16 protein-coding genes are annotated in these 19,074 nt (G+C 68.3%); 3 read left to right on the top strand and 13 right to left on the bottom strand.

Annotation, left to right across the window (positions count from 1 at the left end):
- Nucleotides 1–42: 42 nt before the first annotated feature.
- The 8 genes from NPA30_RS03405 to NPA30_RS03370 all read right to left on the bottom strand — a co-directional run bounded on the left by NPA30_RS03405 (nucleotide 43) and on the right by NPA30_RS03370 (nucleotide 9,448).
- On the bottom strand, nucleotides 43–1,674 hold the full coding sequence (locus NPA30_RS03405; RefSeq protein ID WP_256800945.1) for an FGGY-family carbohydrate kinase: 1,632 nt from the start codon (nucleotides 1,672–1,674) through the stop codon (nucleotides 43–45).
- Nucleotides 1,675–1,772: 98 nt separating this feature from the next.
- Complete coding sequence (locus NPA30_RS03400; RefSeq protein WP_256800944.1) at nucleotides 1,773–3,242, bottom strand: mannitol dehydrogenase family protein; 1,470 nt, start codon at nucleotides 3,240–3,242, stop codon at nucleotides 1,773–1,775.
- 112 nt (nucleotides 3,243–3,354) lie between these two features.
- The gene (locus NPA30_RS03395; protein WP_256800943.1) at nucleotides 3,355–4,125 is read right to left on the bottom strand and encodes an L-iditol 2-dehydrogenase; all 771 of its coding nucleotides are present in this window, start codon (nucleotides 4,123–4,125) and stop codon (nucleotides 3,355–3,357) included.
- The gene (locus NPA30_RS03390; protein WP_256800942.1) at nucleotides 4,125–5,165 is read right to left on the bottom strand and encodes an ABC transporter ATP-binding protein; all 1,041 of its coding nucleotides are present in this window, start codon (nucleotides 5,163–5,165) and stop codon (nucleotides 4,125–4,127) included. Before NPA30_RS03390 ends, NPA30_RS03395 begins: the two co-directional genes overlap by 1 nt.
- Before the next feature lie 25 nt (nucleotides 5,166–5,190).
- Nucleotides 5,191–6,021 carry a carbohydrate ABC transporter permease gene (locus tag NPA30_RS03385; protein WP_256800941.1) on the bottom strand — a complete coding sequence of 277 codons (831 nt, stop codon included), beginning with the start codon at nucleotides 6,019–6,021 and terminating at the stop codon, nucleotides 5,191–5,193.
- 3 nt (nucleotides 6,022–6,024) lie between these two features.
- Nucleotides 6,025–6,897 carry a carbohydrate ABC transporter permease gene (locus NPA30_RS03380; protein WP_256800940.1) on the bottom strand — a complete coding sequence of 291 codons (873 nt, stop codon included), beginning with the start codon at nucleotides 6,895–6,897 and terminating at the stop codon, nucleotides 6,025–6,027.
- Between the two features lie 100 nt (nucleotides 6,898–6,997).
- Nucleotides 6,998–8,311: an ABC transporter substrate-binding protein gene (locus NPA30_RS03375; RefSeq protein WP_256800938.1), complete on the bottom strand. Its 1,314-nt coding sequence runs from the start codon at nucleotides 8,309–8,311 to the stop codon at nucleotides 6,998–7,000.
- A gap of 183 nt (nucleotides 8,312–8,494) precedes the next feature.
- Nucleotides 8,495–9,448, bottom strand: coding sequence for a sugar-binding transcriptional regulator (locus NPA30_RS03370; RefSeq protein WP_256800937.1), 954 nt, complete (start codon nucleotides 9,446–9,448; stop codon nucleotides 8,495–8,497).
- 205 nt (nucleotides 9,449–9,653) lie between these two features.
- Between NPA30_RS03370 and NPA30_RS03365 the strand changes: the two genes are divergently transcribed.
- Entirely contained in the window at nucleotides 9,654–9,788 is a 135-nt protein-coding gene (locus tag NPA30_RS03365; RefSeq protein WP_256800935.1) for a hypothetical protein, read from the top strand.
- 2 nt (nucleotides 9,789–9,790) lie between these two features.
- On the opposite strand, the gene NPA30_RS03360 is transcribed toward NPA30_RS03365, so the two are convergent.
- The 3 genes from NPA30_RS03360 to NPA30_RS03350 all read right to left on the bottom strand — a co-directional run bounded on the left by NPA30_RS03360 (nucleotide 9,791) and on the right by NPA30_RS03350 (nucleotide 13,895).
- Complete coding sequence (locus NPA30_RS03360; protein ID WP_256800933.1) at nucleotides 9,791–11,002, bottom strand: MFS transporter; 1,212 nt, start codon at nucleotides 11,000–11,002, stop codon at nucleotides 9,791–9,793.
- Nucleotides 11,003–11,142: 140 nt separating this feature from the next.
- The gene (locus NPA30_RS03355) at nucleotides 11,143–12,603 is read right to left on the bottom strand and encodes an NAD-dependent succinate-semialdehyde dehydrogenase (protein WP_256800932.1); all 1,461 of its coding nucleotides are present in this window, start codon (nucleotides 12,601–12,603) and stop codon (nucleotides 11,143–11,145) included.
- 200 nt (nucleotides 12,604–12,803) lie between these two features.
- Nucleotides 12,804–13,895, bottom strand: a complete 1,092-nt coding sequence (locus tag NPA30_RS03350) for a PdxA family dehydrogenase (protein ID WP_372338734.1) — start codon at nucleotides 13,893–13,895, stop codon at nucleotides 12,804–12,806.
- Between the two features lie 117 nt (nucleotides 13,896–14,012).
- Between NPA30_RS03350 and NPA30_RS03345 the strand changes: the two genes are divergently transcribed.
- Together NPA30_RS03345 and NPA30_RS03340 are read left to right on the top strand one after the other, a co-directional pair.
- Nucleotides 14,013–14,966 (top strand): alpha/beta fold hydrolase, encoded by a 954-nt coding sequence (locus NPA30_RS03345; protein WP_256800931.1) that lies wholly within the window; start codon nucleotides 14,013–14,015, stop codon nucleotides 14,964–14,966.
- A gap of 2 nt (nucleotides 14,967–14,968) precedes the next feature.
- The gene (locus NPA30_RS03340; protein ID WP_256800930.1) at nucleotides 14,969–16,570 is read left to right on the top strand and encodes a rhodanese-like domain-containing protein; all 1,602 of its coding nucleotides are present in this window, start codon (nucleotides 14,969–14,971) and stop codon (nucleotides 16,568–16,570) included.
- Nucleotides 16,571–16,576: 6 nt separating this feature from the next.
- On the opposite strand, the gene NPA30_RS03335 is transcribed toward NPA30_RS03340, so the two are convergent.
- Both NPA30_RS03335 and NPA30_RS03330 read right to left on the bottom strand, forming a co-directional pair.
- Nucleotides 16,577–17,653, bottom strand: coding sequence for an isocitrate/isopropylmalate dehydrogenase family protein (locus NPA30_RS03335; RefSeq protein WP_256800929.1), 1,077 nt, complete (start codon nucleotides 17,651–17,653; stop codon nucleotides 16,577–16,579).
- 26 nt (nucleotides 17,654–17,679) lie between these two features.
- Nucleotides 17,680–19,023: an MmgE/PrpD family protein gene (locus NPA30_RS03330; protein WP_256800928.1), complete on the bottom strand. Its 1,344-nt coding sequence runs from the start codon at nucleotides 19,021–19,023 to the stop codon at nucleotides 17,680–17,682.
- Nucleotides 19,024–19,074: the final 51 nt, after the last annotated feature.

Here is a 19,074-nt window from a genome sequence, read left to right as displayed (position 1 = left end):
CGCAGCGGCTTCAGGCTCGGGCGGAGGGTCCGCAGTTCTCCCTCACCCGCCCATGATCTCGCGCGCCTCGCGCTCGGCCGCCTGGAGGCGCTCGAAAACGGCAAACTTGCGGGCGTGAAACGCCTCGACCTCGCCACCCTGCGGCTTGATCGCCGGACCCGTGCGGCCCATCGCGGCGGCGGCGGCCTTGATATCCGGATAGGCGCCGCCCGCCACCGCGCCGACGATCGCGCTGCCGAGGAGCACCGGCTCCGGCGTTGCCGGCAGTGCCACGTCGATCCCGGTCGCATCGGCGAGGATGCGCCGCAGCAGAGGCGACCGGGCGGCGCCCCCCGCCGCGACAATGGTACCGAAGGTCACGCCCTTCGCCCGGTTTGCCGCCACGATCTGGCGGGTGCCGTAGCACAGGCCGCAGAGACCAGCGACGAAGAGGCGTGCGAGGCCGTCGAGGCCGGTGTCGAGCGTCAGGCCGGCGATCGCTGCCGTCGCCTTGGGATCGGCCGCCGGGGAGCGGTTGCCGAGAAAGTCCGGCACGACGTGAAGCCCGACGGCCAGATGCGCTGCCGCCTCCGCCGTGCCGGCCATTGCGATCGCCCGGCGCTCCAGGAGATCGAGCACCGAGCATCCTGCCGCGGCTGCCCGCTCGGATGCCTCGGCATGGGCCGGATGGGACTGCACCAGGTGGTCCAGCGCGGCACCGAAGGCCGACTGGCCGCCCTCGAGCAGCCAGTAGCCCGGCATCATCGCGCCGCAGTACGGTCCCCAGACGCCCTCGACGAAGACCGCGTCGTGCGTCAGCGACATCGTGCAGGACGACGTGCCCATGATGAAGGCGAGCTGCGCCAGCGGATCGGCGACGCGGCCCGATCCGTCCCGCCCGCCGAGCGTGCCGACACCGCCGGCGTGGGCGTCGATCAACGAGGCGCCGACCGGGGTGCCGGGCGAGAGGCCGAGTTCGGCCGCGGCCGCCTCACTCAGTCCCGCACCGAGGGGCGTCGCGATGTCGAGAACCTCGGGCCCGATCCGCGCAAAATCCTCCGCGACGAAGTCGCCGAGCCCGACCGTGCGGAAGAAGCTCGCATCCCAGCGCCGCTGATGGGCCAGATAGGTCCACTTGCAGGTGGTCGTGCAGACCGAGCGGGTGGTCGATCCGGTCGCCCGAAAGGAGAGCCAGTCGGCGAGGTCGAAGAAGTGCCCGGCGCGGGCAAACGTGTCCGGCAGCTTCTCTTTCAGCCAAAGCAGCTTCGGTGCCTGCATCTCCGGCGACATGCGACCGCCGACATAGCGCAGCACCGGATGGCCCGAGGCGTTGATGCGCGCCGTCTGGTCCAGCGCGCGGTGGTCCATCCAGACGACGACGTTGCGGTTCGGATCGCCCGATGGCCCGACCGGCAGCGGCGCGCCATCGGCATCGACGACGACGAGCGAGCACGTTGCGTCGAAGCCGATCCCCCTCACCGCGCCGGGTGCAAGCCCGGCCGTCGCCATGGCTTCATGCACGGCGGCGGCGACGGCCCGCCAGATGTCGTGGGAGGACTGCTCGACGATCTCGCCGGGCTCCCGCCAGATCCGGATCGGCCGCCGGGCGCTCGCGAGCAGCGTGCCGTCCGGCGCAAACAGGCCGGCGCGCGCGCTGCCCGTGCCGACGTCCACTCCCAGAAACGCGCTCGCCATCGCCGCTCCCGATCCCGATCCCCTCGGAAGCGACCTAGCCGATTTCAGGGGCGGAGGGGAAGCTCACCCCGCCATTGCTTGACCTGCGGTGGCAGGATTCAGCCCTCGCCGAGGTAGCTCTTCAGCGTCTCGGCCGTGCCCTTCTCGGCCAGCATCTTCAGCCAGGCGGCGAAGGGCTCGGCGAAGCGCGGTTCGCTGGCGAGATTGCCATAGACGTCGGTCATCGACAGCCAGGCCGACGGGTCGGTTTCAGCCGCCTTCGCCCGCTCGACGAGGCGGTCCCAGTTCGGGTCGTTCGGCTCGATCACCGCGCCGGAGTCGGTGACGCCCCGGCAGTAGCGGCACCACAGCGCGCTCTCGAGCGCCAGGCCGACAGGCTCACGCCCGGCCTTCAGGTTGTCGAGGATCGAGGGCACGATGAACTTCGGCTGGCGGTTGGAGCCGTCGAGGCAGAGCCGGCGCACGGTGTCGCCGATCTTCGGATTGGCGAAGCGGTGCTTGATCAGCTGGAAGTAGTCGCCGAGGTCCGTGTCCGGCACCGGCGGCACGATCGGCAGGATCTCCTCGGTCTCGACCTTCTCCAGGAAGCGCGCGACGAGATCGGTCTCCATCGCCTCGTGGACGAAATGGACGTCCATGAGGCCCGCCGGATAGGCGATCACCGCGTGGCCGCCGTTGAGGATCCGGATCTTCATGTGCTCGTACGGCGTCACGTCCGGCACGAACTCGACGCCGACGGTCTCCAGCGCCGGACGGCCGGAGGGGAACTTGTCCTCCAGCACCCACTGCTTGAACTCCTCGCAATAGACCGGCCAGGCGTCCTCGATGCCGAAGGTCTCGCGGCAATGATCGATCTCGCGCTGGCTCGTCGCCGGGGTGATGCGGTCGACCATTGCGTTGGGAAACGCCACCGTCTCGGCGATCCAGTCGGCAAAGGCCGGATCGGAGAGGCGGGCGGTCCCGACCACCGCGGCTTTCGTGACGTGGCCGTTGTGGGGGATGTTGTCGCAGGACATCACGGTGAAGGCCGGAATGCCGGCCGTGCGCCGCGCTTTCAGGCCGGCGACGATGAGGCCGAAGACGGTCTTCGGTGCGCCCGGGTTCGCTCCGTCCGCGGCGATCGCGGGGTGGGTGGGATCGAACACGCCGGCGGAGTCGATGAAGTAGCCACCTTCGGTGATCGTCAGCGACACGATGCGGATGGCCGGGTCGGTGAGCTTCTCGATGATCGCCGCGGCATCGCCCGCCGGCAGCATGTCGATCATCGGTCCGGTCACGCGCGCGGCGGTGCGGTCATTGTCCTGCTCGACCACGGTCGTCAGGAAGTCCTGCGCGGCCAATCGCTCGCGCATTACCGCGTCGGACGGCAGCATTCCGGCACCGACGAGGGCCCAGTCGTGTCCCTCGCCGGTGTTGAACAGGTCGTCGAGGTAGACCGCCTGGTGCGCCCGATGGAAGTTGCCGACGCCGAAATGCAGGATGCCGGCCTTGAGCTTGGCGCGGTCGTAGCCCGGCACCGTGGCGCCTTCGAGCTTGGGAAGGGTGGCAGCGGACAGCTTGACGCTCATGATGGAGACTCCTCGAAGTCGAATCGTTGTCGCCGCGCGGACCGGACACAAGCGGTCCGGCCTTTTGGCGCGGGGTCTTTCGGGCCTGCGATGGGATGAGCCGGAGCTCCCGTCAGCTCATCCAGTTGCCGCCGTCGACGTTGTAGGTCTGGGCGACGACGTAGTCGCTGTCGGCCGAGGCCAGGAACACGGCCATGCCGGTCAGGTCCTCTGCGGTGCCCATCCTCCCGAAGGGCACGGCCTCGCCGACGAGACGCTTCTTCTCGCCGATCGGTCGATTTTCGTACCTGGCGAACAGCGCGTCGACGCCGTCCCAGTGCTCGCCGTCGACGACGCCCGGCGCGATGGCGTTGACGTTGATGCCATGCTGGATCAGCGCCAGGCCCGCCGACTGGGTCAGGGAGATCATCGCCGCCTTGGTGGCGCAGTAGACGGTGACGAGCGCCTCGCCGCGCCGGCCGGCCTGGCTCGCCATGTTGATGATCTTGCCGCGCGTGCCCGCCGCGATCATCGCGTTGGCCGCCGCCTTCATCACGAAGAGCGGTCCCTTCACGTTGACGGCGAAGAGCTTGTCATAGGAGGCCTCGGTCACCTCGGTCACCGGCGCCATGTCGAACAGCGCGGCATTGTTGACGAGGATGTCGATCGGCCCTTCGGCGGCGAGCGCGGCGATGACCGCTTCGATGCCGTCAAGATCCGTGACGTCCAATTGCCGTGCGCTCGCCCGCGGCCCGATCTCGCGCGCCGTCGCCTCGGCACGCTCGAGATCGCGGTCGAGGATGACGACCGAGGCTCCCTCGCGGACATAGGCCTCGGCGAAGGCGCGGCCGATGCCGCGCGCCGCGCCGGTGATCAGCGCGCGCTTGCCCGCAAGGCGGGTCATCAGAGGCCGGATCCTGCGGCGCGCAGCTTCGGTGCGGCTTCGCGCATCGCAAGGCCCTTCTCGTCGAAGCGGTGCAGGCGGCCGTCCTCCGGCGTCAGCCACACCGTGTCGCCGTGGCGCACGGCCATCTCGCCGGCGCAGCGCGCGGTCACCTGCGTGCCGTCCTCGAGCTTGACGTGGACGAAGGTGTCCGAGCCGAGATGCTCCGACACGCCCGCAACGCCCTTGATCGCCCCGCTCTCCTTCGACAGCGTCGTGTGCTCCGGGCGGAAGCCGACCGTCGCCGCGCCGTGCTCCTTGGCGTAGGCGCCCTTGATGAAGTTCATCTTGGGCGAGCCGATGAAGCCGGCGACGAAGAGGTTGTCCGGGTGGTTGTAGAGGTCGAGCGGCGAGCCGACCTGCTCGACCCGCCCGCGATTGAGGACGACGATCTTGTCGGCCATCGTCATCGCCTCGACCTGGTCGTGGGTGACGTAGATCATCGTCGTCTTCAGCTGGGCGTGCAGCTCCGACAATTCGAGGCGCATGTTGACGCGCAGCGCCGCGTCGAGGTTCGACAGCGGCTCGTCGAACAGGAAGCCTTCGGGCTCGCGCACGATGGCGCGGCCGATCGCGACGCGCTGGCGCTGGCCGCCTGAGAGCTCGCGCGGCTTGCGGGCGAGATAGTCGGTGAGGTTCAGCGTCGCGGCCGCGGCCTTGACCTTCTGGTCGATCGCCGCCTTGGACTGGCCGGCCATCTTCAGCGGGAAGCCGATGTTGGCCGCGACGCTCATGTGCGGATAGAGCGCGTAGGACTGGAACACCATCGCCAGGCCCCGCCGGGCCGGCGCCGCATCGGTGACGTCCTTGCCGCCGATCGAAATGGTGCCGCCGCTCACGTCCTCGAGCCCGGCGATCAGGCGAAGCAGCGTGGACTTGCCGCAGCCCGACGGGCCGACGAAGACCACGAACTCGCCGTCCTGGATGTCGAGGTCGATGCCGGGGATGACCTCGGCGTCGCCGAAGCGCTTGGCGACGTTGCGCAGCTGGATCCCGCTCATGCGAAGGCTCCCTTGAGAGTTCGTGTCATTTCACAGCACCGAAGGTCAGGCCGCGCACCAGCTGCTTCTGCGAGAACCAGCCGAGCACCAGGATCGGCGCGATGGCGAGGGTCGAGGCGGCGGAGAGCTTGGCCCAGAACAGGCCTTCCGGGCTCGAGTAGGAGGCGATGAAGACGGTGAGCGGGGCGGCGTCGTGCGTCGTCAGGTTCAGCGTCCAGAACGCCTCGTTCCAGGCGAGGATGATGTTGAGGAGCACCGTCGAGGCGATCCCCGGCACCGCCATCGGCGTCAGCACGTAGAGGATCTCCTTGCGCAGGTTCGCCCCGTCCATGCGTGCCGCTTCGAGGATCTCGCCCGGGATCTCCTTGAAGTAGGTGTAGAGCATCCAGACGATGATCGGCAGGTTGATCAGGAACAGGACGACGATCAGGCCGAGCCGCGTGTCGAGCAGGCCGAGCTTCTGGAAGATCAGGTAGATCGGGATCAGCACGCCGACGGCCGGCAGCATCTTGGTCGACAGCATCCAGAGCAGGATGCCGCGGGTGCGCTTGGTCGGCGAAAAGGCCATCGCCCAGGCCGCCGGAACCGCGACGAGGAGGCCGAGCAGCGTCGAGCCGAAGGACAGCCAGACCGAGTTCATCATGTAGAGGAAGTAGTTCGAGCGCGCCTGCACCTCGTGGTAGCCCTCGAGCGTCCAGTCGAAGAACAGGAAGTGCGGCGGCGTCATGATCGCCTCGCCCTCCGACTTGAACGAAGTCAGGATCGTCCAGAGGATCGGGAAGAAGATCAGGAGACCCACGGTCCAGGCAAGCACCGTGAAGAACACCTTGCGCCTTGTGGAAACGGCACGGGCCATGGCTCAGGTCTCCAGGTTCTTGCCGACGAGGCGGACGAGAAAGAAGGCGACGATGTTGGCGAGGATCACCGCGACGATGCCGCCGGCCGAGGCGCCGCCGACGTCGAACTGCAGGAGCGCCTGCGCGTAGACGAGATAGGGGATGTTGGTGGTGGCGTTGCCCGGTCCGCCGCCGGTCGTCACGTAGATCTCGGCGAAGATCGACAGGAGGAAGATCGTCTCGATCAGGATCACCACGGTGATCGCGCGGGCGATGTGCGGCAGGGTGATGTACCAGAAGATCGACAGGAAGCCGGCCCCGTCCATCTCGGCCGCCTCCTTCTGGTCCTCCGACAGCGACTGCAGCGCCGTCAGGAGGATCAGGACGGCGAAAGGCAGCCATTCCCAGGACACGATGATGATGATCGACAGGAGCGGCACCTGCGACAGCCAGTCGACCGTGCCGAGGCCGAGCGCGCGGGTGAACTGCCCGATCAGCCCGTAGACCGGGTTCATCATCATGTTCTTCCAGACCAGCGCCGACACGGTCGGCATGACGAAGAACGGGGCGATGACGAGCAGGCGCACGATGCCGGCACCCCACATGGCCTGGTCGAGCAGGAGCGCCAGGAGGATGCCGCCGATCACGGTGATCGCGAGCACGCCGAGAACGAGGATCAGCGTGTTGGTCAGCGCCGTCAGGAAGGCCGGATCGGTGAGGAAGTACTCGTAGTTGAGGAAGCCGATGAACGGCGTCTCGGCCGGGTTGAACAGGTTGTAGTTCAGCGTCGAGAAATAGATCGTCATCGCCAGCGGCACGATCATCCACAGAAGCAGGATGATCACGGACGGCGCCATCATCACGCGCGCGGTCGCCTGGGTGTTCGTTGTGGCCATGACGCTGGTTCCCCGACGGACGATCGCTCCCGCCGCACCCGCGACGAGAGAAGAAAACGCCCGACGCTCGAGAGCGCCGGGCGTTGCGGCTTGGGAGGCCTTACTTGATGTAGCCGGCCTTGGTCATCTCGCGCGTGGCGGTGGCCTGGGCGCCCTGGAGGGCCTGGTCGGCGCTCATCTGGCCGGAAACGGCGGCAGCGAAGATCTGGCCGACGGCGGTGCCAAGGCCCTGGAACTCCGGAATGGCCGCGTACTGGAGGCCGTTATACGGCTTGTCCGGGCCGGAGGACGGATCGGCGGCGTTGATCGCGGCAAGCGTCTGCTTCGCGAACGGCGCGGCCTTCTGGTAGTCCGGGTTGTCGTAAAGCGAGGTGCGGGTGCCCGGAGGCACGTTGGCCCAGCCCTCCTTGCCGGCGACGAGCTCGGCATAGTGCTTGGACGTCGCCCAGGCGATGAACTTCTCGGCCGCATCCTGCTTCTGCGAGCCGGCCGGAATGGCGAGCGACCAGGCCCAGAGCCAGTTCGCACCGTCGTTCGGGCAGTTCTCCTCGCCGCACGGCGCCTTGGCGAAGCCGACCTTGTCGGCCACCTGGCTCTGCTTCGGGTCCGTCACGAAGGAAGCCGCGACGGTCGCATCCATCCACATGCCGCACTTGCCCGAGCCGAACAGCGCGAGGTTCTCGTTGAAGCCGTTCGAGGCGGCGCCCGGAGGACCGTAGTTCTTCATCAGGTCGACGTAGAACTCGATCGCCTTCTTCCAGCCTTCGCTCTCGAACTGAGGCTTCCAGTTGGCGTCGAAGTAGTTGGCGCCGTAGTCGCGCGCGAGGTTGCCGAGGAAGGCCATGTTCTCGCCCCAGCCCGGCTTGCCGCGCAGGCAGATGCCGTAGACGCCGGCGTTCTTGTCGGTGATCTTGGAGGCGGCGTCCTTGATGAAGTCCCAGGTCGGCTTCTCCGGCATCGTGACGCCGGCCTTGTCGAACAGGTCCTTGCGGTAGAGCGTCATGACGCTCTCGCCGTAGAACGGCGCGGCGTAGAGCGTGCCGTCGGCCGACAGGGCGTTGCGGATCGGCGGCAAGAGATCGTCGACGTCGTAGTCGTCGCCGAGATCGCCGAGCGACACCAGCCAGCCGTTCTTCGCCCAGATCGGAACCTCGTAGGTGCCGATGGTCATGACGTCGTACTGGCCGCCCTTGGTGGCGATGTCCGTGGTCACCTTCTGGCGCAGGACGTTCTCTTCAAGCGTCACCCAGTTCAGCTGAATGTCCGGGTTCGCCTTGGTGAAGTCGTCGGTCAGGCCCTGCATGCGGATCATGTCGCCGTTGTTGACGGTCGCGATCGTCAGGGTCTCGGCCTTGGCATAGGCCGTAAGCGCGAGGAGCGACGCCGCCCCCGCGAGAATCGTCTTCGCTTTCATATAAAGCCTCCCAGCTCGTGTATGAGCAAATGATCATTACACGGGCAAATACTCATCCCCTGACAGCGGGCGTGTCAACGAAATATCGTGACGCACTGCAGCATTTTTGAGCGATGCCTGAAGCACTCTGCACGCATCGGGAGCAACTGCCAAGCCGATGCGCGCGCCGGAGCCACGACCGGCTCACGCTTCCAGCAGCGCCTTCGCCGTCGTCTCGTCGGTGATCAGGCCGTTGACGAGCCGCCCTTCAAGCGCCGCGAGCATGCCTGGACGCTTGGCCTCGCCCATGGCGACGGCAACGACTTCGCTGCCGGCCGTCGGGGGCAGCGGAGCGCTGGCGACGCGGTCGTTGTGGGCGCAGTCGATGATCCGCCCGGTCTCGTCGAACACCCAGCCGACGATCTCGCCGATGCCGCCCGACTGCATCAGCCCGTCGAGTTCGGCGGGCGTGATGAACCCATCGGCCAGCAGCGGCGCGTTGTGGCCGAGTTCGCCGATGCCGACGAAGGTAACGTTCGCCTGGGCGGCCAGCGCAAGGGTACTCTGGACGACCTTCTGGTCGTGCAGGAGCAGCCGCTCCTCGGGCGAGGACACGACCACCGGCAGCGGCATCGGGTAATGCCGAGCCTGCACCGCGTCGGCCATCGAGAAGATGACGTTGTAGACCGAGGCCGAGCCGTCGGGCGAGATGTTGCCGGTCAGCGAGACGATGCGATGCTGCGGGCAGACCATCGGCGGCAGGTTCTCGACCGCCGCCTTCAGGGTCCGCCCGGTGCCGACGGCGATGACCAGACCGTCCGGCTGCGACAGCCGCTGCTCCATCTCGGCCGCGCAGGCCTCCGCGATGCCGAGCGTCGTCGAGGCCGAGCCCGGATCGGCCGGCACGACCTCCGCGAGGCGCACGCCGAAGCGCTCCCGCAGCCGCGCACCAAGCTCGAGACAGGCGGCGATCGGGTGCTCCAGGCGCACGCGCACGAGCCCGGCGCTGACCGACAGCGACACCAGCCGCTGCGCCGCCTGGCGCGAGATCTTCAACTTGGCGGCGATCTCTTCCTGGGTGTTGCCGGCGACATAGTAGAGCCAGCCGGCCCGCGCCGCGTCGTCGAGACGCGATCCTTCATTGCGCGCCGATGCCATGCCTTCCTCCCGTCCGGCGGGAGAACGACCTCACACGCCTGCGGCGGCGGCACGCCGCAGCCTGCCCTCCGCCTCCTCCCGCGGACGCCCGTTGTCGCCGATCCACGGCGCGCTTGGCAACCGCCGCCGCTCTTGCCCCAGAGATGCGCTCCGGCCACCATGGAACTGCGGCCTTGCCGGCGCACCTGCGCGAATCGAAGATGATATGAGCGAGATGATCTCGCTGCTCCTTGCGCTCATCCTTGGACTTGCCGCCGCGGCCATCGTGCTCCGGGACGCCAAGCGGCATCCGCCTCGCCGGGTTTCAGGCGACGTCGAGCATGCCAAGAGCGCCGGGTAGCCTCAGGCGCGCGCGCGCCGCTCCGCCGTCACCGACAGCGCGAACACCCCGAGCCCGCACACCGACAGTGCCGCGCCGACCCAGCCGGTGGCGGCATAGCCGAAGCCCCAGGTGATGGTCAGGCCGCCGAGCCAGGCGCCGAGCGCGTTGGCGATGTTGAAGGCGGAGTGGTTCAGCGCCGCGGCCAGCGTCTGCGCGTCGCCGGCAACGTCCATCAGCCGGATCTGCAGCGCCGGGCCGATGGCGACGCCGCAGCCGATCAGGAACACGCAGAAGGTCAGCATCGCCGGGCTCGCCGCCGTCAGCGAGAAGAGGCAGAGGACGAGCGCATTCGCCGCCAGCACCGAACCGATGGTTCGCATCAGGCCCTTGTCGGCGATCCAGGCGCCGACGAGGTTGCCGGTGACCATCCCGAGACCGAAGGCCGTCATCAGCACCGGGGCATAGGCTTCGGACAGGCCCGCCACCTGCACCGCCGTCGGTACGATGTAGCTGAACACGCAGAACATGCCGCCGAAGCCGATGCCGGCGATGCCGAGCGTCAGCCAGACCTGCTTGCGCCGGAAGGCACCGAGCTCGCGCAGCGCTCCGGCCCCTTCGAGGACGCGGTCGCGCTCGAGATAGAGGGCGAGCAGCCCGATGGTGATCGCGCCGATGGCGCCGACGAAGACGAAGAGCGAGCGCCAGCCGAAGTACTGGCCGAGCACAGTCGTCAGCGGCGTGCCGACGAGGGTGGCGACGGTGAGGCCGAGCATCACTCGCCCGACCGCCTGCGTGCGCTTGTTCGGCGCCACCATCGCCGCTGCGACGAGTGCCGCGACGCCGAAATACGCGCCATGCGGAAGCCCCGAGAGGAAGCGGAAGAGCACGAACACGCCGTAGGTCGGTGCCATCGCGCTGGCGAAGTTGGCCAGCATGAACACCGCCATCAGCCCGAGCAGCAGCGTGCGGCGCGACAGCTTTGCCGCCAGGACGGCAATCGTGGGGGCGCCCACCACCACGCCGAGCGCATAGGCGCTGATCGCGTGACCCGCCTCCGGCGTCGTCACCTGAAGTCCGCGTGCCACGTCGGGCAAGAGGCCCATGATCGCGAACTCGCCGGTGCCGATGGCGAAGCTGCCGACCGCAAGCGACAGCTCGATCAGCGCGGCGTGGCGGCGAGGGCGCTGCGTGAGGCTCGCCCGCTCCCGGTCGGCGATGTCGAGGCTGGCCATGTCAAGCTCCAAAGCGCGGCATGATGCTGCGCTGCATTCTAAGGCCTGCATAGGTCCGGCGGAGGTGCCTGCCAAGCCGGTCCGGCGAATGGAAGGCATGCACCGCGTGGGCTTCTCGCACCCTTTTCGCGCCAGCGGCGTCAGAGCGGTTCGTTGCCGACGTCGATGCAGAGATATTTGAGGTCGAGATAATCGTCGATACCGTAAAGCGAGCCCTCGCGGCCGAGGCCCGACTGCTTCACCCCGCCAAAGGGTGCGACTTCCGTCGAGATCAGGCCGGTGTTGATGCCGACCATGCCGACCTCCAGCGCCTCGGCCACCCGCCAGACGCGGCTGGCGTCGCGCGTGTAGAGGTAGGCCGCGAGGCCGTATTCGGTGGCGTTCGCCTGCTCGACGACGTCCGCTTCGCGCTCGAAGCGGAAGAGCGGCGCGACGGGGCCGAAGGTCTCCTCCCGTGCAACCGCCATGTCGCGGGTGACGCCGGTCAGGATCGTCGGCTCAAAGAAGGTGCCGCCCTTCGCGTGCCGCTTGCCGCCGAGAAGCACCGCAGCGCCCTTGGCGCTCGCATCGGCGACATGCGCTTCCACCTTTTCCACCGCTTCCGGCGTGATCAGCGGGCCGATGGCGGTTCCGGCCTCGAAGCCGTCGCCGACCTTCAAGGCGCGCACCCGCTCGGCCAGCTTCGCCGCAAAAGCGTCGTAGATGCCCGACTGGATGTAGAGCCGGTTGGCGCAGACGCAGGTCTGGCCGGCCGCCCGGTACTTTGAGGCGATCGCGCCCTCCACCGCCTTGTCGAGATCGGCGTCGTCGAAGACGAGGAAGGGCGCATTGCCGCCGAGTTCGAGGCTGATCTTCTTGATGCCCTCCGCGCTCTGGCGCATCAGGATGCGTCCCACTTCGGTCGAGCCGGTGAAGCTGATCTTGCGCACCTTCGGGTCGGCGCAGAACGCCTCTCCGACCGCTGCAGAGTTCTGCGAGGTCAGCACCGACAGGACACCGGCCGGCACGCCCGCCCGCTCCGCGAGCACCGCCATCGCCAGCGCCGACAGCGGCGTCTCGGCCGCCGGCTTGACGACGAAGGCACAGCCCGCGGCGAGCGCCGGCGCGACCTTGCGGGCGATCATGGCATTCGGGAAGTTCCAGGGGGTGATCGCGGCGACGACGCCGACCGGCTGCTTGACGACAACGATGCGCTTGTCGCGCTGGTGCCCGGGGATGACGTCGCCATAGACGCGCTTGGCCTCCTCGCCGAACCACTCGATGAAGCTCGCGCCGTAAAGCACCTCGCCCTTCGCCTCGGCGAGCGGCTTGCCCATCTCCGCCGTCAGGATCGCCGCGAGGTCGTCGGCGTTGTCGACCATCAGCCGGTGCCAGTCCTTCAGCACCGCGGCGCGCTCCTTGCCGGTGCGGGCGGCCCAGTCCTTCTGCGCGGCATAGGCGCGATCGATCGCCTCGCGGGCGTCGGACGGACCGAGATCGGGCACGCAGGCGACCAGTTCGCCGGTCGAGGGGTTGCGCACCTCGAAGACCTCCGCCGAGTCGATCCAGCGGCCGGCGATGAACGCGGCCTGCTTGAGAAGGGTCGGATCGTTCAGTTGCATGGCTCTCTCCCCGCGCACTCTGCGTTTCGGTACGATCTAGACGCGGAGCCGGCGGAGTTAAAGCCGATAGGTCACGGCTGCGTGCGCCGAGGAGGCAGCGTGATGCCTTGACTATCGGCGCACGCGAGGCGCGCCTGCGGCCGTTGCGCCTCGCGCGTGACATCGGCCGGAGCTCCCCGTCTTCGATGAGATCGGCGACCTCAGGGGGCCGGCGCCGGCTTCCGCGAGGCAGCGAGTCGGGCCGCCAGGCGAAGCGCAGCCGTCAACGCGCCGGGATCGGCCACGCCCTGTCCCACGATGTCGAAGGCCGTGCCATGGGCTGGCGTGGTGAAGATCGTAGGCAGCCCTGCCGTCACCGTGACGCCGCGGTTGAAGCCCTTGAGTTTGGTCGCGATCTGGCCCTGGTCGTGATACATCGAGAGCACGCCGTCATAGGCGCCCGAGAACGCCTTGAGGTAGAGCGTATCGGCCGGAAACGGGCCTTCGCAGGGGTAGCCCTTGGCTGCCATCGCCTCGACGGCGGGGCGGATGATCTCGATTTCCTCCCTGCCGAACAGGCCGTTTTCGCCCCCGTGCGGGTTGAGCGCCGCAACGGCGAGCTTTGGGCTCAAGATGCCGGCGCTGCGCATCGTCGCGACCGCGAGGTCGACCGCCTCGCAAATGCGCTCATGGGTGATCTGGTCGAGCGCTTCGCGCAGGGAGACGTGCGACGTGACGCGCGACATCCACTGCTCGCCGAGGACGTTCATCTCGCTGAAATAGGTGCGATGCCCGAGCAGGTGCGCGAACATCTTGTGCTCGTCGGGGAACTTCCAGCCCCCATCGTACATCGCGCGCTTGTTCAGCGGCGCGAAGCTCACCGCATCGACCTCCCCCGCCATGGCGAACTCGATGGCGGCGGCGAGCGTCGCACCGGTCAGCCGCCCCGAATCCGCGCTGACGGCACCCGCCGGGTAGAGGTCGGGGTCGGTGTTGCCGAGGTCGACCAAGGGGACGGCCCCATCGGTCCAGTCGATCCCGGCCGGGCTTTCGTAGGCGCGGACCTCAAGCGTGCAGCCCGCCTGCCGCATCCCGAGCTCGAGGACGCGCCGGTCGCCGACCACGACGACGCGGCCGACATCGGCGAGTTCCCCGGCAGCCAGGACCTTGGCCACGAGTTCCGGCCCGATGCCCGTGCAGTCGCCGGGCGTCAGCGCGAGGATCGGTCGGGGGTCGATCATGATCGTATTCCTTGTTCTGACGGAAGGGACCGCTCGTTGCATGGTCGATCCGCTTCCCGCAGTGCCGCCCACCTGGCGCCGAGGCTGCACCATAGACCACATCCTAACCCGATATTGTCAATTACAGACTGTTGACAATTTGTTTGAACGGGTGACCATTGCCGTCGGGCGAAGCTCTGGGAGGAGCAGATGAACTCGATATCGGGATCCGGCTCACAGGCCGGCGCACCGAGGCGCGGCACCATCATCGAAGGGTTCCGCGTCGAACGCGTTGCGACCGCCGGCGCGGAGATCCACGTTGCGATCGGCGGCAGCGGTCCGCCGCTCCTGCTCCTCCACGGCAACCCGCTCACCCATGCGAGCTGGCACAAGATCGCGCCGGACCTCGCACGTGACTACACGGTCGTCGCTCCGGACCTGCGCGGCTATGGCGACAGCTCGAAGCCCGAGAGCGGTGACGACCACGCCGCCTATTCCTTCCGCGCCATGGGCGAGGACAATTTCGAGTTGATGCGGCACTTCGGCTTCGACCGTTTTCCGGTAGCGGGTCACGACCGCGGCGCTCGTGTCGCGTTCCGGATGGCGCTGGACAGGCCTGAGGCGGTCGAGAAGCTGTGCGCCCTCGACATCATCCCGACCTACAACCTCCTGTCGAAGATCAGTCTCGGCTGGGCGCTCGAGAGCTATCACTGGTTCTTCATGGCGCAGAAGGCGCCGTTTCCGGAGCGGCTCATCTGCGCCGATCTCGATTATTACATCAACTACAAGCTGAACAAGAAGGGCGTGGGGCTGTCGATCTTCGCGCCGGAGGCCTTCGCCGAATATGTCCGCTGCACCACGCCGGAGCAGATCCATGCCGTGTGCGAGGACTACCGTGCCACGACGAGCCTCGATTTCGCGTTCGATCAGGCGGATCGCGAGGCCGGTCGGACGATCGCCTGCCCCGTTCTGACGCTGTGGGGCGACAACAGCCATGTCGGCCGTCATCTCCGGCCGATGGAGAACTGGCGCGAGTGGGCCTCGGACCTCACCGGTTTTGCGCTCCCCACCGGCCACTATCCCGCCGAGCAGCGGCCCGACCTCGTCTACCAGGCCCTCAGCTCTTTCCTGAGGGGCGAGACGGTCCAACCGCCGGCAGCGTGACCGTGCCGGGCCCTCTCTCGCCAGACGCCGCAAAGGCCCTCGCCCACTCGGCGGGCGAAGTGGCGATGCTCGACGTGCGCGAACATGGGCAGTATGGCGAAGGCCATCCGTTCCTCGCCGTACCCTGCCCGTTCAGCCGGCTCGAACTCGTCGCACCGGCGCTGGTGCCGCGTCTCGACGTGCCGATCCTTCTCGTCGACGACGGCGACGGCATCGCCCAGCGGTCGGCCGCTGCACTGGGTCGGCTCGGCTACGCCGACGTCTCCTGGATCGAAGGGGGCGCCCGGGCCTGGCAGGCCTCGGGCTACACGCTGTTTCAAGGGGTCAACCTTCCCAGCAAGACGCTCGGCGAACTCTTGGAGGAGCGCTGGCACGTGCCGCAGATCGACGGCGACACGCTCGAGCGATGGCAGCGCGACGGCCGGCCTCATCATCTGTTCGACGGACGGCCGGCGTCCGAATTCGCCAAAATGACCATTCCCGGCGCGCGGTCCATGCCGAACGGAGAGCTGCCGCACCGCTTCGCGGCGCTCGTCAGGGACGGCACGACACCTGTGGTCGTCCACTGCGCCGGGCGGACGCGCAGCCTGGTCGGGGCGGCCGGACTTGCGCTCGCCGGCATAGCCAACCCGATCTACGCGCTCGAGAACGGCACGCAGGGATGGACCCTGTCCGGCCGAGCGCTGCGCCATGGCCAGAGTGCACCGCCGCTGGCGCGGCTGGACGAAGCGGCCTTCGCCGCCAGCGCAGCCCGCGCCGCGAACGCTTTGGAGCGCCACGCGATTCCACGCATCGACCGGGCCGAGCTTCTCCGCCTCGTCGAGGATCGGACGCGCACGCTCTACCTCCTTGACGTGCGCAGCGCCGAGGAGCATCGCCGCGAGACGCTCGCGGACGCGGTGCATGCGCCGGCCGTGCAACTCGTTCAGGCCACCGACCAGTGGATCGGCGTGCGCCGGGCCCGGGTCGTGCTTCTCGACGACACGGGATTGCGCGGCGCGCTGACGGCAATCTTCCTGCGCGCGCTCGGCTACGAGACGCACGTGCTCCGGATCGCCGATGCCGGCGACCTGTCGCAGGCGGTGCCCGGCCTCGGCGTGAGACAGCCGGAGCCATCAAGCGTTCCGCAGATCGATGCCGGCGCCGCAGTGGCGCTCGCTCTTGAAGGCGCACCGCTCATCGACCTGCGTTCCTCCGCCGACTATCGCTCGGCCCATCTCGAAGCGGCCATCTGGTCGATCCGCCCGAGGCTGACGGACGCCGTCGGACCAGCGACCGGTGCGCTGATGCTCATCGGCGACGCCGGCACCGTGGCGCTCGCCGCGTCGGATCTGACGGCTGCGGGTCTGACCGACCTGTACCGTGTCGCCGGCGACGTGGCGGACTGGCGACGGGCCGCACTGCCGCTCGTATCGACGCCGGATCAGCCGTCCGACGGCGAGGCGATCGACTACCTCTTCTTCGTCCACGATCGCCATGACGGCAATCTGGAGGCAGCACGACGCTATCTCGCCTGGGAAAAGGGCCTGGTTGCGCGGCTCGACGAGGCCGAAGCCGCCGAATACCGGATCGGGCCGAGCCCGTTTCCGCCGCAGGCCGCCTGAGTTCGATCAGGCGGCCTCGATGGCCGCCACGATCCCGCGCGTCATGTCGTTCGTCCCGCCGGTGCCGCGGATGTCGCGGGTCCGCGTCGCCGGATCGGCCAGTGCCTTCTCGATGCCGCCCTTCATCAGACGAGCGGCCTCGACCGCCGGGGCGATGCCACGATTGTGGCCCAGCCATTCGATCATCATCCGCGCCGACTCGATCATCGCGAAGGGATTGGCGATCCCCTGCCCCGCGATGTCGGGCGCCGAACCGTGCGTCGCCTGCGCCATCGCGAGCGCGCCGTCGCCGATGCACAGGCCCGGCGCCATCCCGAGGCCGCCGACCAGGCCCGCCGCCTCGTCGGTGAGGATGTCGCCGAACATGTTCGTCGTCACCACCGTGTCGAAGCTCTGCGGGTCGCGGATCAGGCGCATCGCCATCGTGTCGACGATCACCTCGTCCACCGTCACGTCCGGAAACTCCTCGGCCACCTTGCGGCACTCCTCGACGAACATGCCGCAGCCGAGCTTGAACACCGTGTTCTTGTGCACCAGCGTCAGCCGCTTGCGGCGCTGCTGCGCGATCTCGAAGGCGGCGCGCGCGACCCGCGACGACCCGGTGCGGGTGATGACACGCACCGAGATCGTGACCTCCTCGGTGGGGCGGAATTCGCCCGATCCGGCGACGACGTTGCGGTCCGGCTGGAAGCCCTCGTTGTTCTCGCGCACGATCACGAGGTCAATCCCCTCGTGGACGGCTCCAAGGCCTGGAAATGACCGCGTCGGGCGGACGTTGGCGAAGAGGTTGAAGTGTTTGCGCATGATCGGGTGCGGATTGATCGCGCCCGGCTGCTTCGGATAGGCCTGATGGCCGATCGGCCCGAGGATGAAGCCGTCCATCGTCGACAGGGTCTCGAGCGTTCCGGCCGGCAGCGTGGTTCCGAGCTCGTCGAGCGCCTTGCGTCCGATCGGCATCGGGCGCCAGTCGATCTCCAGGCCGGTGCGGGCCGCGGCCGCACGGGTCACCTCGACGGCCGCCGGCACGATCTCATGGCCGATGTCGTCGCCATTGAGGATCCCGACAACAAGATGCTTCTGCATGGTTCTGATCCGTCCTTGCTGGCGCGTCAGGCGGCCGCCGCCGCCGCGACCGGGGCGGCCGCATCGGCCGTGTCGATGGCCCAGGCGAGATCGGCGAGCCGCTGCGCGGTCTCGCGGCCGATCACCGGCTCCGACTGGTTGACGAACTTCGTGGTGATCGCCGCGTCGGACAACGGGTGCTCGAGGCTGCCGATGGCATGGTCGACGCGGCGCTCGATGCGGCTGCCGTCGTCGAGGGTCAGCACGATCACCACGGCGTCCTCGTCGATCCCGGCGTCGCTGCGGGCGCTGACGCGGTCGCGCAGGTCGATGATCTCGGGGGCGCGGACCATCTCGTCGGTGAACGCCGTGGGCGAGCCGTCACCGCGCAACAGGGCCGCGGCCGCCGCGTGATAGACGCTGAACTTGCCCTCGAGGCCAGTGCGCGGCGTCTTCTTGCCGGTGAGCTCGAGCACCAGCGGATGGGTGACGAGGTCCACCGAGCGGATCGCAGCGACGCGGTCGCCCAGCTCCTCGCGGAGCTGCTGGCAGCCGTCGATCGCCGGATGGATGACGATGCCGCAGGCAAAGGGCTTGTAGGTGTTGAGGCCGGCCTCCCAGCGCTCGCCGAGGCCATCGACGATCTCAGCGTAGTCCTGCTTGGTGGAGAGGACGTTGGCAAAGCCCCGGGGCGCCTCGATCGCCCGCTCCGAGCTGTCGAAACCGGCCTTGGCCAGGAACGCCGCCATGGCCCCGTTCTGCGCGGCCCGACCCGGATGGAAGCTCTTGCACATGGTGCCGAACATCTCGCGCAGGCCCGAGGCCTGGGTGGCCGCGATGCCGAGCGCATAGGTCATCTGCCGCGCGTCGAGACCCAGCAGCTTGCCGGTCGCGGCCGCCGCGCCGAAGACGCCGGCGGTGCCCGTGATGTGCCAGCCGCGGTCGTAGTGGTCCGGATAGACGGAGTTGCCGATCCGGCACTCGGCCTCGACGCCGGCAATCAGCGCGGTGATGAAGTCTCGCCCGCTGACCGGGTGGGATTCGGCGACGGCGAGGATTGCGGATGCCACGGGCCCGGCCGGATGGATGATCGTCTTCAGGTGCGTGTCGTCATAATCGAGCACGTGCGAGGAGATGCCGTTGATCAGCGCGGCATGCAGTTCGTCCAGGCGCTCGCTGCGACCGATGACGTGCGCCCGGGCCGGCCCGGAAAAGGGCGCGACGGCGGCAATGGCGCAATCGACCGTCTCGTGCCGGGCGCCGCCGACCGCGCATCCGAGCCAGTTGACGAAGGTGCGGACCCCCTCGGCGCGGACACTCGGCGGGATCGCTTCGCCCGTCAGGCCGACGATCCAGGTCGCAAGGCGCTTGGTGATGTCGTGTTGGGTCATGGTCTCAGTCATCCAAGAAAAAGGCCCGGAGCCGACCGCCGCGGCGGCCCC

This window comes from Mangrovibrevibacter kandeliae (assembly GCF_024519155.1).
GTDB lineage: Bacteria > Pseudomonadota > Alphaproteobacteria > Rhizobiales > Rhizobiaceae > Mangrovibrevibacter > Mangrovibrevibacter kandeliae.
Note: the sequence above shows the minus strand (reverse complement) of the source record. Positions and strands in the feature narration are given on the sequence as shown.